The 11659-nt window shown below is 72.9% G+C and carries 13 protein-coding genes; 2 read left to right on the top strand and 11 right to left on the bottom strand.

Annotation, left to right across the window (positions count from 1 at the left end; all coding sequences use genetic code 11):
• Positions 1 to 4: 4 nt before the first annotated feature.
• From HZZ00_RS04620 to HZZ00_RS04585, 8 genes are all read right to left on the bottom strand, one after another.
• Positions 5 to 517, bottom strand: coding sequence for a hypothetical protein (locus HZZ00_RS04620; RefSeq protein ID WP_180331011.1), 513 nt, complete (start codon positions 515 to 517; stop codon positions 5 to 7).
• 224 nt (positions 518 to 741) lie between these two features.
• The gene (locus tag HZZ00_RS04615; protein WP_070027245.1) at positions 742 to 1230 is read right to left on the bottom strand and encodes a DUF5949 family protein; all 489 of its coding nucleotides are present in this window, start codon (positions 1228 to 1230) and stop codon (positions 742 to 744) included.
• Positions 1231 to 1385: 155 nt separating this feature from the next.
• Complete coding sequence (locus HZZ00_RS04610) at positions 1386 to 1676, bottom strand: hypothetical protein (protein WP_180333386.1); 291 nt, start codon at positions 1674 to 1676, stop codon at positions 1386 to 1388.
• Between the two features lie 138 nt (positions 1677 to 1814).
• Positions 1815 to 2588: a hypothetical protein gene (locus tag HZZ00_RS04605; RefSeq protein WP_180331010.1), complete on the bottom strand. Its 774-nt coding sequence runs from the start codon at positions 2586 to 2588 to the stop codon at positions 1815 to 1817.
• 221 nt (positions 2589 to 2809) lie between these two features.
• Positions 2810 to 3049 carry a chaplin gene (locus tag HZZ00_RS04600; protein ID WP_180331009.1) on the bottom strand — a complete coding sequence of 80 codons (240 nt, stop codon included), beginning with the start codon at positions 3047 to 3049 and terminating at the stop codon, positions 2810 to 2812.
• A gap of 172 nt (positions 3050 to 3221) precedes the next feature.
• On the bottom strand, positions 3222 to 4043 hold the full coding sequence (locus tag HZZ00_RS39010; protein ID WP_180331008.1) for a chaplin: 822 nt from the start codon (positions 4041 to 4043) through the stop codon (positions 3222 to 3224).
• A 127-nt stretch (positions 4044 to 4170) separates the two neighbouring features.
• Positions 4171 to 4398, bottom strand: a complete 228-nt coding sequence (locus tag HZZ00_RS04590) for a chaplin (RefSeq protein WP_180331007.1) — start codon at positions 4396 to 4398, stop codon at positions 4171 to 4173.
• Positions 4399 to 4683: 285 nt separating this feature from the next.
• Complete coding sequence (locus tag HZZ00_RS04585) at positions 4684 to 5094, bottom strand: rodlin (protein WP_180331006.1); 411 nt, start codon at positions 5092 to 5094, stop codon at positions 4684 to 4686.
• Between the two features lie 238 nt (positions 5095 to 5332).
• Here HZZ00_RS04585 and HZZ00_RS04580 point away from each other — a divergent pair, with 238 nt between their 5' ends.
• Both HZZ00_RS04580 and HZZ00_RS04575 read left to right on the top strand, forming a co-directional pair.
• On the top strand, positions 5333 to 5743 hold the full coding sequence (locus HZZ00_RS04580; protein WP_180331005.1) for a rodlin: 411 nt from the start codon (positions 5333 to 5335) through the stop codon (positions 5741 to 5743).
• Between the two features lie 216 nt (positions 5744 to 5959).
• Positions 5960 to 6367 (top strand): rodlin, encoded by a 408-nt coding sequence (locus HZZ00_RS04575; RefSeq protein ID WP_180331004.1) that lies wholly within the window; start codon positions 5960 to 5962, stop codon positions 6365 to 6367.
• A 75-nt stretch (positions 6368 to 6442) separates the two neighbouring features.
• Here the strand turns inward: HZZ00_RS04575 and HZZ00_RS04570 are convergent, their stop codons facing one another.
• From HZZ00_RS04570 to HZZ00_RS04560, 3 genes are all read right to left on the bottom strand, one after another.
• On the bottom strand, positions 6443 to 7294 hold the full coding sequence (locus HZZ00_RS04570) for an ABC transporter permease (protein ID WP_180331003.1): 852 nt from the start codon (positions 7292 to 7294) through the stop codon (positions 6443 to 6445).
• A complete protein-coding gene (locus HZZ00_RS04565; RefSeq protein ID WP_180331002.1) occupies positions 7291 to 9945 on the bottom strand; it encodes a CocE/NonD family hydrolase in 2655 nt (884 codons plus the stop codon). Before HZZ00_RS04565 ends, HZZ00_RS04570 begins: the two co-directional genes overlap by 4 nt.
• 175 nt (positions 9946 to 10120) lie before the next feature.
• Positions 10121 to 11521 (bottom strand): APC family permease, encoded by a 1401-nt coding sequence (locus HZZ00_RS04560; protein WP_180331001.1) that lies wholly within the window; start codon positions 11519 to 11521, stop codon positions 10121 to 10123.
• Positions 11522 to 11659: the final 138 nt, after the last annotated feature.

The raw sequence follows: 11659 nt of genomic DNA, 5'->3' as shown, positions 1-11659 counted from the left end.
CGGGTTACCGGCCGGAGTCGGTGCCGAGGCCGGCGCCGGCGACGGTGCGCACCACGGGGGCGAGGAGGCCGGCCTCGGGGGCCTTGAGGCCGGGCAGGCCGAAGTTGTGCGGGTCGGGCTGAGTGAGGGGCGCGTCAAGGTCCAGCCCGGGGCCGAGGGTGTGCAGGCCGGAGGCGGGTGCGTCGACGTCGAGGTGGTCGAAGCCCTCGCCGAGCAGCCGCGGCAGCGGCGCGTGCAGGTCGGCGCCGGGCAGGGCGCCGCTGATCGGGACCTGGGGCAGGATGCCCTCGGGCAGCAGCCGGCCGGTGGTGTAGCGCGGGCCGTCGGGGGTGCCCGGGGTCAGCAGCGGCACGTCCAGGGAGGCCTCGGGCACCGGGGTGCCGAGGGACTGGGAGACGCCGCCCAGCGGCACCGGGACGGGAACCGAACCGGCCGCGGCGGCGGGGGTGGCGGCCAGGGCGGCGGCCGCGGCGCCGGTGACGACGGCGGCAAGGGTTCCTCGGGTGGTCGGCTTCATCTCGGCTACGGTCCCTTCACAGAAGCGGGAGTTGACGTCCGTACCGCGTAACTGGCGTTGCCGGAAGGGGAAAACGGCGTGGGCGCGCTTTTCCCCCGGCTGCCGTAATAGTCGGCTGGTCGTGCCGGGGCCGCTCCGCGAGTCCCTCGCCGGGCCGGCCCGGTGCGGCCACCGGGCGGCGGGGGCGTCCCCGAGTCGGCCGCGGGCGGCTCGGGCCGGCCGCGTCAGCGCAGGCTGGTGGCGGGCAGTACGACGTGGGCGGCGGCGTTCAGGGTCTCCTGGGCGCCGGCGAACGCGGCCAGCGCGGCGGGCGACACGATGGTGCCGGGGGCGCCCTCGGGCCAGGCGCGGGTGGTGAAGACGAGGTAGGCGTAGCCGCGGGCGCGGACGGCGGCGAGCCATTCCGGCGGCGCGGGGGCCTGGGCGATCAGCCGGGGCATCCGCACGACCGCCTGCCCGGCCTCCACCAGCAGGCTGATGGGCAGACTGGGCCGGTACGTGCCGTCGACCAGGTCGCCGCCGACCGGCAGCCCGTTGCTCACCAGCAGGTGCTCGACCGCGGCGGCGGTGGTGTCCGGGCCGCCCGGCGCGTCCCCGAGGGAGTAGGCCAGCAGATAGGGCATGTCGGTGCCGTCGGGGGCCGCGCCGCTCCAGGGCAGCACGACGAGCGTGCCGAGGTCGGCGGGGTGTGGTGCGGTGGGGGTTGAGGTCACCGCGCGACCTTATCGACGGGCCCGGGGGCGGTCCGGCGGCTTCTCACCCGTCCGGACCAGTGGTCCGGAGGGCTCCACACGATCGAGGGAAGGGGCCTCGAACGGGTCGGGGCCGGTGCCGCGGATGCGGTACCGGCCCCGGGGCGCGAGGGGTGTCAGCTCTGCAGGGGCAGGCCGCCGAGCAGCGGGTTGTGCTGGTTCAGCGCGGTGGTGGCGCCCTTGACGGTGTGCAGCAGGGAGTCCTTGTTCTCGGTGTCGAGCGCGTCCGACTGGTGCTGGATCGGCATCACGTCGCGCAGGGTGATGGGGCCCTTGGCGAGGTGGTCGACGGCACCGTTGAGGCTGGTGGGCGTCAGGTCGGAGGCGTTGTAGGCGAACGCGGGCGCGGTGACGCCGGCGAGGGCCACGGAACCGGCAACGACGACGGCAGCCTTCAGGGACTTCATCATGTTCCTCTCTTCGGGCGGCTCGACGCCGCCCAGGGGATGTCCGACGCCGTGCCTAACGACCGCCGCGCCGGGCCGAAACCCCGTGGCCCGGAAGACATATGAACATGTCCCGGTCCGCGCCCGGTCCGCGGACGCTCACCCGGTCGCGGGCAGGCTCGGCAGCGCCGGCAGGTTCGGCAGCGCGCTCGGCGTGGCGGCCGGGGTGGGGGTCGCGGTGGGGGTCGGGTTGAGGGACGCGAGCAACAGGTCGACGAGGTTCTTGGCGTTGGAGACCACCTGGTCGACCTGGGAGACGACCGCGTTGACCAGGGCGTCCACCGCGGCGAGCACATCGCCGAGGAGGTCGCGGGCGGCGGGCACGGCCCGCGTGGCGCCGTGCTTGGCGGCGGAGGCGGCCGGCTTGGGCATCGCCGACTGCGACTCGGAGCCCGAGGGGGCGACGGCGGGCGCGGAGGCCGTGGCGGGCTGCGCGGGTACGGCGGAGGCCGTCGCGGTGGGCGTGGCGGGCGTGGTCGCGGGGGTCGCCGCGGGAGCCGTCGGTGTGGCGGGGGCCGTGGGTTCGGCCGCGGCCGTCGGCGTGGCGAGTGTTCCGGCCGCCGCCGCCCGTTCGAGTGCCTTCTTCGCCTCGTCGCCCAGCCGCCTGGCCTCGGCCGCCGGCAGTCTGCCCTCGGTCAGCGACCGGTCGAGCAGGGTGACGACCTGCTTGGGCACGGAGCCGTTGCGGTCCATGGCCCTGACCTGGGCGAGCAGTTTCGCGGCGCCGGGCAGGGCGGTCCGGGAGGCCCCGGTGTCGGCACGGTCTCCCGTCGAGTCGGCGGAGACGGCGACGGCGACCGGGCCGGTGACGGCGGCCAGGACGGCGGCGCCGACGACGGTGGAGGCGAGGCGCCGCGCGGGCAGAGCACGCATGGGGATTCCTTTCGGACGGGTTTGGGGATCCGATGCCACCGTCGGTTCGCCGCCCGCGCCCCGCAACCGCTCGCTACGCCACCTGCCCCCGTCCGGGCCGCCCGCTGCCCCGTCCGCCGTAACGGACGTGCCGGACCACGTGCCCCGGACACGGCGAACCGGCCGCCCACCCCACGACGGATGCGGGGGGTGGACGGCCGGTCGAGGGACTGCGGCGGACGTCAGCCGTTGACGCAGGTGTTGCCGAACGCCGGGTTCAGCAGACCGATGACGTCGATGGTGTTGCCGCAGAGGTTGATCGGCACGTGGATCGGGACCTGGATGACATTGCCCGACGCGACGCCCGGCGAGTTGGCGGCGACGCCGTTGGCGCCCGCGTCGGCGGCGGCGACACCGGCGGTGCCGGCGACGGCCGCGACGGCGGCAGAGGTCAGGACCAGACCCTTCGCGATACGCGACATGGAAAGGTGCTCCTTGGGATCGACACGAACATCCGGGCGGACACCCGGCGTTGTGTCAACGCGCCCCGTCCGCGCGGGTTGTGCCGCCAAAGGAGTGATCCTCCCCGAGCTGACGGTTCGTCACCGCATGCGAGGACCCCCGCACGGGCGCGTGCGGGGGTCCTCCCCGACATCAGCGGCGGGCGGTGTTCCGGCCGCGGCGGTACAGCACCGCACCGGCCGCGATCAGCGCGGCGCTGGCGGCCGAAGTCGCGATCATGGCACGGGCGTTGCCGCCGGTGTGCGGCAGCGAGGGGTGGCCCGGGGGCGGGGTGGTCGGCGGGGTGGTCTCGGGCGGAGGCGTGGTCTCACCACCGCCGTACGGGGGCGGAGTCGACTCGTTGCCGTACGAAGGCGGCGGAGTCGACTCGTTGCCGTAGGAAGGCGGCGGGGTGGTCTCGTTGCCGTACGAGGGCGGCGGGGTGGTCTCGTTGCCGTACGACGGCGGCGGAGTCGTCTCGTTGCCGTAGGAGGGCGGCGGGGTGGTCTCGTTGCCGTAGGAAGGCGGCGGGGTGGTCTCGTTGCCGTACGAGGGCGGCGGAGTCGTCTCGTGTCCGTACGACGACGGTGCGGTCGTCTCGGAACTCCCGTAGGACGGCGGCGTCGTGTCGTGTCCGTACGATGACGGCGCGGTGGTCTCGGAGCTGCCGTAGCCGCTCGTGTCGTCGTCGCCGTAACCGGTGGGCGGGGTCGAATGGTGCTTGTGACCGCCGACGTTGGCGCAGAAGTTGCCGAACGCGGGGTTCAGCGCAGCGGCCACGTCCACGGAGTTGCCGCAGACGTTCACCGGGATGTGCACCGGGACCTGGACGCTGTTGCCGGACAGCACGCCCGGCGAGCCCTGGGCGACGCTCTGCCCGCCGGAGTCGGCGAGCGCGGCACTGCCGTACAACGACAGCACGCCGGTCGCGGCCGCGGCGGCCACGACCATGCCCTTGCTGAGGGTCTGTCGCAATCTCGTGGTCTTCCTGCTCGAAGATGTGGGAAGGCAAAGGCCGGCCCCGGGACGCGGGATCGAGGGATCGACGGTCCGAGGCCGGCCGGGACGCAGCCGGGTGGGCTGGTGAGGTGGGGGCCGAACGTCAGTGGTTGGCGCAGGTGTTGCCGAAGGCGGGGTTCAGCACGCCGATGACGTCGATGCTGTTGCCGCACAGGTTGATCGGCACGTGCACCGGGATCTGGATCACGTTGCCGGAGAGCACGCCCGGAGAGTTCGCGGCGACGGCCCCGGCCCCGGCGTCGGCGAAGGCGGGGGCGGCCCCGCCCAGCACCATGAGGGCACCGGCGATGACTGCAGCGCTCTTCTTCATAAGTTTTCCCTTCTCTGACGGTCATGCCCCTATGAGCGGTCGAAACCGAGCGAGCACGGCCTTGAACGGCTCGCACCATGACCGGCAGGTTCTAGAACGAGGAATAGACAACGCGAGAAACTCTGGAACGCACCCGGCCCCCTAATTCACTCGAACGCCCCCATAGAATTGACACCTTGGACGATTAACGGATAGGTGCTTCTTCGGGAAGACAGACAAAAAACGTCCGGGCGCCGCACCGAGAACACGGTGCGGCGCCCGGACGGCACTCGGGGCGGGGCCTGCTCAGCTGCCGACGGAGCCGTTGCCCGCCAGGACGGAGATGTCGTCCGCGACATGCGAGAGCGGCTCGTCGTCCTTGGCCTGCGTCGAGTTCTCGGCGCACTGCTGGATCTGCTGCGAGGACAGCACGGGGATGTCCTGGACGCCGACGTTGACCAGGGCGAGAACCGACTGGACGTCCGCCTTCACCGGCAGGCCGACGCACAGGTCGTTGAGCGAGCCGCCCACCAGGGTGGCCTGCGGGCTCAGGTTGCCGCGGGTCACCGCGTTCCCGAACGACTCATGGGCGGCGTTGCCGCTGGCCGACGTGGTGCCCGTGTCGTTGCCGATGGCAAGCGCCTGAGGGGCCGCCGCCGCAGACACACCGATGAAAGACGCGGCGACCGCCGCCGCGGCCATTGCCTTCTTCAGCATTTCGCTTTCCTTCCCTGGCTTTCACCAAGACGCATGTTCCTGCCCTCGCATCAACCGGGCCGGGACCGTTTGGTTGCGGGGGGTCACCCGATCGGATCGTCCGGCCGTATTCACCGCCCATGCGCCGGCGCCCGCGAAATGTGCGCCATCGGAGTGAACGAGGGCAACCGGTGAGCGCCCGGTCCCGTTGAACCAGATCGCTCCGGTGGACGGGGTGTCTTCAGAAGGGAAGCAGCAAGTGATCAAGAAGGTTCTGGCCACCGCCTCGGTCGCCGCGTCTTTCGTCGGTGTCTCCGCCGCCGTCGCGGCACCGGCCCTGGCCATCGGCAACGACACCGGTACGACGACCTACAGCGGCAACGGCGCCGCGCAGACGTACGGCAACTCGGCCACCTACGGCAACATGAGCCCCCAGATGGCGCTCATCCAGGGCTCGTTCAACAAGCCCTGCATCGGCCTGCCGGCGAAGGCGGACGTCCAGTCGGTTCTCGGCCTGCTCAACGTCGGGGTCCAGGACATCCCGATCCTGTCCTCGCCGCAGACCCAGCAGTGCACGGAGAACTCCACGCAGGCGAAGGGCGACGAGGCCCTGTCGCACATCCTGGACGACATCTCCGCCCTGTCCGGCAACGGCGCCGCCGGCAGCTGAGCGGTCGCTCCGCACGGCGGCGGGTCACCGGATCTCCCTTCTCCCTCCGGTGACCCGCCGTTTCGCTGTCCGGGCGCCGGTTCGCCCGGGGGGCGTTCATCCATTCATCCGACCAGACTGCTCCGAACGGGGCAAACGCCGCAACCACGGCCCCGTCGAGGCAGTTGACGGTCACGCAGCTCCTCCCCGGAGTCCGCCTTTCGAAAGGGAACGAACATGAAGAAGCTGTGGGCAACCGCGGCCGTTGCCGCCTCCGTCGCCGGTCTCGCCGGTGCGGCGGCCCCCCAGGCCCTCGCCATCGGCAACGACCACGGCACCACGTCGCTCAGCGGCAACGGCGCCACGTCGTCCTTCGGCAACTCGGCCACCACCGGCAGCATGAGCCCGCAGCTCTCGCTGGTCGAGGGCTCGCTCAACAAGCCCTGCATCGGCCTGCCGGCGAAGATCGACGCCCAGTCGCTGATCGCGCTGGTCAACGTCGGGGTCCAGGACATCCCGATCCTGTCCTCGCCGCAGACCCAGCAGTGCACGGAGAACTCCACGCAGGCGAAGGGCGACGAGCCGCTCTCGCACATCCTGGACGACATCTCCGCGCTCTCGGGCAACGGCGCCGTCGGCAGCTGAGCAACCGACTCCCGCGGCGGCGGGTCACCGGTTCCCCCGGTGGCCCGCCGCTTCGTCGTGTACGGACCGGGCGCCCTAGGAGACGACGTCCTTGCGGGCGAAGCCCCGGAAGGCCAGGGCGAACAGCACGAGGGCGCAGGTGACCGAGAGGGAGGCGCCCTGGAGCATGCCGGACCACTCGGCGTGCGGCTGGATGGCGTCGGCCCAGGCGAACTGCCAGTGCGCGGGCAGGAAGTCGCGCCAGTGGCCGAGGGCGGTGACGGCGTCCAGCACATTGCCGACGATGGTCAGGCCGACCGCGCCGCCGACCGCGCCGAGCGGGGCGTCCGTCCTGGTCGACAGCCAGAACGCCAGGGCGGCGGTGACCAGCTGGGACACGAAGACGTAGGCCACCGCCACCGCGAGCCGCTGCACGGCCGTGCCGGTGTCCAGCTCGCCGCCGGTGGGTATCCGCAGCGGCCCCCAGCCGTAGGCGACGGTGCCGACGGCGAGCGCGACGACGGGCAGCAGCACCATCGCGGCGAAGCTCAGCCCGAGCGCCACGACCAGCTTGGACCACAGCAGCCGGGCCCGGGGCACGGGCGCGGCCAGCAGATAGCGCAGTGAGGACCAGTTGGCCTCCGAGGCCACGGTGTCCCCGCAGAACAGGGCGACCGGCACGACCAGCAGGAAGCCCGCCGTGACGAACAGGTTCACCGCGGCGAAGTTCGCCCCGGACGCGGTGGCCGTGTCCATCAGGGTGACCTGGCCGTCGCGCCCCGAGGGGTGGCCGACGGCGAAGGCGATCACCAGCACGAACGGCAGTACGGCGAGGAGCGCGCCCATGACCAGGGTGCGGCGCCGCTTGAGCTGGCGGACCAGCTCCACCCGCAGGGGCAGGGTGTGCCGGGTGCGGTACCCGGAGGCCACCTCGGTGAGCGTGCTCATGCGGAACCTCCGATCAGGGTGAGGAAGGCGTCCTCCAGGCGGCGGTGCGGGCCGACCGAGGCGACCGGCACCGACAGCCGCACCAGCTCCGCGACCAGCCGCTCGGCGGTGCCGCCGGGTTCGAGCCGGACCAGCAGCCCGTCGTCGGTGCGCACGGCGGAGGCCACGGCGTCCAGGGCGGCCACCTTCTCCACCACGGGTTCGTCCACGGGCGTGGCGGTGCCGACGAGCAGGGTGTCGCCGGAGCCGATGATCTCCCGCACCGGACCGGCCTGGACGAGTCGGCCGCGGTCCATCACCACCAGGTGGGTGCAGGACTGCTCGACCTCGGAGAGGAGGTGGCTGGAGACGATCACGGTGCGCCCGCCGGCCGCGTACCGGATCATCACCTCGCGCATCTCCCGGATCTGCGGCGGGTCGAGACCGTTGGTGGGCTCGTCCAGGATCAGCAGGTCGGGCAGGCCGAGCATGGCCTGGGCGATGGCCAGCCGCTGGCGCATGCCCTGGGAGTAGGTGCGCACGGCGCGGGCGAGCGCGTCGCCGAGTCCGGCGATCTCCAGGGCCTCGTCCAGGTGGGCGTCCTGTTCCGGGCGGCCGGTGGCCCGCCAGTACAGCTCCAGGTTCTCCCGGCCGGACAGGTGCGGCAGGAAGCCCGCGCCCTCCACGAAGGCGCCGACCCGGGACAGCACCTTGGCGCCGGGGCGGACGGCGTGCCCGAAGACGCGGATCTCGCCGTCGTCCGGGGTGATCAGGCCCATCAGCATGCGCAGGGTGGTGGTCTTGCCCGCGCCGTTGGGTCCGAGCAGGCCGAGCACCTGGCCGCGCTCGACGCGGAAGGACAGCTCGCGCACCGCGTACCGGTCGGCGGACCCGGCGTAGCGCTTGCTCAGGCCCTCGATGACCAGGGGGACCTCGGCCAGTTCCGGGTCGGGGGCGGGGGCGGCCGTCCGGCGGCGGCCGGTCAGCAGCAGGGCGGCGGCGATCGCGGCGCCGGCCAGGGGCAGCCACCACACCCAGGAGGGCAGCGGGGCCGCGGCGGTGGTGACGGCGGGTGCCGTCGGGACGTCGAGCGCGCTCTTGAGGGAGACGGTGTAGGTGGCCGGGGCCGCCGGGGAGGCGTAGCCGAGGTCGGTGGCGGCGAGGACCAGGCGGAGCCGGTGGCCCTTGCGCACCTCGTGGTCGATCGCCGGGAGGGTGACGGTGACGTCCTTGCCGGCCTTGGCCCCGGTCACCCGGAAGGGGGCGACGAGCTGGGCGGGCAGCACCTGCTGCCCGCCGTCGGGGCCGACGTCGTAGACCTTGCCGAACAGCACGGCGTCGTCGCTGGTCGAGCGGAGGTGGATGCGGGCGGTCGGGGTGCCGGTGATCCGGAGGTCGCGGGTCAGTGGCGCGGAGTCGAAGCGGGCGTACTGGCCGGGGAGGTCGAGGGAGACGCCGAGGCCGAGCGAGGACAGCTGTCCGAGGCCGCTCGCGCCGCCGAGTCCGGGCACCGCGGAGACGGCGGGCGGGCTCCCTCCGGCCGGGTTGGCCACGCGCTGCTCGCCGCCGGTCAGGGGCACGGCGTGCCGGTCCGCGCGCAGGCCCGGGTAGGCGTTCGCGCTCGCCCCGCGCAGCTGGGCGGTGCCGTCGGTGGAGTTCACGCCGCCGGTGCGGGTGATCCGGAAGGCGGGTCCGGTGTCGGCGCCCTTGTCGCCCTTCAGGTACCGGTCGAACCAGGAGCGCACCCGGCCCTGTACGCGGCCGGTCTCCAGGTCGCCGCCGTCGTGTCCGCCCGCGATCCAGTCGACGTCGACGGGGGCGCCGTTGGCCTTGACGGCCCGCGCGGCGGCGTCGGCCTGGCCGAGCGGGAAGAGGGAGTCGGTCTGGCCCTGCACCAGCAGGGTGGGCACCTTGATGCGGGAGCCGACGGCGGACGGTGAGCGCTGCTCCAGGAGCGCGCGGGCGGCGGTGTCCGGGGTGCCGGACTCGGCGACCCGGTCGTACATCCGGCACAGGTCGGTCTCGAAGCGGGCGCAGCCGCCGCCCTCGCCGAAGAAGACCCCGGCCCACAGCTTCTTGAACACGCCGCCGGGGAACAGGGCGTCGGCGAGGTTCCAGTAGGTGACGGCCGGAGCGATGGCGTCCACCCGGTGGTCGTACCCGGCGGCGAGCAGAGAGACCGCGCCGCCGTAGGAGCCGCCGGCCATGCCCACGCGGGGGTCGCCGGGCTTGTCGAGGCGCACCTGGGGCTGCTTCGCCAGCCAGTCGATGAGCCGGGAGACGTCGGCGACCTCGTGCTTCGGGTCGTTCAGGCCGATCCTGCCGGTGGACCGGCCGAAGCCGCGCGCGGACCAGGTCAGCACCGCGTACCCGTCGCGGGCGAGGTCCTCGGCCTGGCCGCGCATGTCGTCCTTGCTGCCGCCGAAGCCGTGCGCCAGCAGCACGGCGGGCCGCCGGCCGCCGCCGCCCGCGGTGAAGTACGAGGTGTCCAGCCGCACTCCGCCCGGCATGGTCATCATCCGGTCGCTGCGGTGCACCGGGGTCTCGCCGCCGAAGGCGGTGGCGGCTGTCCAGGTTCCGGCGGCCGCGAGCACCACGACGGCGGCCGCGGCGGCCACCAGCCGCCGCGGCCCCTCGATCAGCCCTCGCCACGCGGGGACACGAAGATCCATGGCTCAACGGTACGGTCCGCCTCGGACGTCCGCCCGGCCCCCTGGGCTGAACCCGGGCCCCTCCCCGGGGAGTACGGCCCGCCGCCGTGTACTTCGCCCGCGGTAGCCGCCCGGGCACGGCCCGGCCCCCGGTACCGAAGGTGAGGGGGGTACCGGGGGCCGGGCGCCGCGGGGGTCAGGCTTCCTCGGTGTCCTCGGGGATGGAGACCAGCCAGCGGGTGTCCTGGCGGGGGCGGAGGTAGAAGGCCCAGTAGAGGGTGGCCACGACGGTGATGCCGCCGGTCCAGATCAGGTAGGAGACCTCCTGCTCGACCAGGATGTAGACCAGGATCGCGATCAGCAGGACCGGCATGGCCGGCCACAGCGGCATCCGCCAGGCCTTGCGGGTGCCGTGCCCGCCGCGCCGGGCGAGCAGGGCGGCGACGGCGACCAGGAGGTAGAGGGCGGTGACGGCGACGCCGGTGACGCCGTAGAGCGTGTCCAGGTTGACGAAGCAGAGGAAGGCGCCGGGGACGCCCACGACGAGGGTGGCGACCCAGGGGGAGCCGAACCGGCCCAGCTTGGCGAGGGCGTTGTTGACCGGGGAGGGCCAGGCCTTGTCGCGGGCCGAGGCGAACAGGACGCGGGAGTTCTGGATGACCATCACGATGCCCGCGTTGATGATGGCGAGGGCCACGCAGAGGCTGACGAAGGTGCCGACCGCCGAGTTGCTCCAGGCGATGACCATGCTGCTGATGTTGCCCGCGGTCAGGGACTTGAGGTCGCCGGCGCCCAGGGTGATCGCCGTGACGGGCACCAGGATGACGACGCTGGAGATGGCGAGGGTGGCGAGGACGGTGCGGGCGACGTTGCGGCGCGGGTCCTCCAGTTCCTCGGAGAGGTAGACGGCGGTGGAGAAGCCCTGGGTGGCGAAGAGCGCGATGGCGAGCCCGGACAGGACCATCATCGCGGTGACGGGGTTGACGTGCGCGTTCTCGCCGGCGATCTGGAAGGAGGTGAGGGCGCCGACCCCGCGGTGCGCGTGGGCGAAGCCGAGCAGGGCGACGACGCCGGCCGCGACGACCTCCAGGACCAGGAAGATGCCGGTGATCCAGGCGTTGGCGCGCAGGTCGAGCAGGCCCGCGAGAGTGGCCGCGATCATCACGCCGGCGCCGGTCCAGGACGGGTCGAGGTGGATGACCGGGGCGAGGTAGTCGGCGGTGCCCATCGCGATGACCGGGGGGACGATCATCACGACGAGCAGCGACATCACGAAGGCGAGCCAGCCGGCCAGCCGTCCGGCCAGGGTGGACACCATGGCGTACTCGCCGCCCGCGCTGGGGACCAGGGTGCCCAGCTCGGAGTAGCAGAAGGCGACCGGGATGCACAGCAGCGCGCCGATGGCGAGACAGAGCGCCGTCGCCGTGCCCAGGCTGGAGAACAGGTCGGGCACGATGACGAAGAGCGTGGAGGCGGGTGTGACGCACGAGAGGGTGAGCAGGGTGCCGCCGACCACGCCGATGGATCGCTTGAGCTTCTGCGGGCTGTTCGTGGCCTCTGGGAGGCCCGTCTCGACAGGGCGGAGCGTGTCGGTCATGCGGCGGAATCCGATCGACTCGTGCGAGTGAGGGTTGGGGGGTCCGGGAGCGCTATCGCCTCCGGCGGATCGTCGTCGTACGTTCGTCTCGTCCGCTCCCGGCGCCCATAGGGAACCCCGACGAAAACCACCACGTCA

The sequence above is a fragment of the Streptomyces sp. NEAU-sy36 genome, assembly GCF_013423905.1.
GTDB lineage: Bacteria > Actinomycetota > Actinomycetes > Streptomycetales > Streptomycetaceae > Streptomyces > Streptomyces misionensis.
The sequence above is the reverse complement of the archived record's forward strand: the minus strand, read 5'-3'. Positions and strand labels throughout refer to the sequence as shown.

What these genes read in the sequence shown, in the direction of transcription:
- HZZ00_RS04620 (WP_180331011.1), bottom strand. Translation starts at nt 517, where the DNA reads ATGAAGCCGACCACCCGAGGAACCCTTGCCGCCGTCGTCACCGGCGCC.
- HZZ00_RS04610 (WP_180333386.1), bottom strand. Translation starts at nt 1,676, where the DNA reads ATGAAGTCCCTGAAGGCTGCCGTCGTCGTTGCCGGTTCCGTGGCCCTC.
- HZZ00_RS04605 (WP_180331010.1), bottom strand. Translation starts at nt 2,588, where the DNA reads ATGCGTGCTCTGCCCGCGCGGCGCCTCGCCTCCACCGTCGTCGGCGCC.
- HZZ00_RS04600 (WP_180331009.1), bottom strand. Translation starts at nt 3,049, where the DNA reads ATGTCGCGTATCGCGAAGGGTCTGGTCCTGACCTCTGCCGCCGTCGCG.
- HZZ00_RS04590 (WP_180331007.1), bottom strand. Translation starts at nt 4,398, where the DNA reads ATGAAGAAGAGCGCTGCAGTCATCGCCGGTGCCCTCATGGTGCTGGGC.
- HZZ00_RS04585 (WP_180331006.1), bottom strand. Translation starts at nt 5,094, where the DNA reads ATGCTGAAGAAGGCAATGGCCGCGGCGGCGGTCGCCGCGTCTTTCATC.
- HZZ00_RS04575 (WP_180331004.1), top strand. Translation starts at nt 5,960, where the DNA reads ATGAAGAAGCTGTGGGCAACCGCGGCCGTTGCCGCCTCCGTCGCCGGT.
- HZZ00_RS04570 (WP_180331003.1), bottom strand. Translation starts at nt 7,294, where the DNA reads ATGAGCACGCTCACCGAGGTGGCCTCCGGGTACCGCACCCGGCACACC.
- HZZ00_RS04565 (WP_180331002.1), bottom strand. Translation starts at nt 9,945, where the DNA reads ATGGATCTTCGTGTCCCCGCGTGGCGAGGGCTGATCGAGGGGCCGCGG.
- HZZ00_RS04560 (WP_180331001.1), bottom strand. Translation starts at nt 11,521, where the DNA reads ATGACCGACACGCTCCGCCCTGTCGAGACGGGCCTCCCAGAGGCCACG.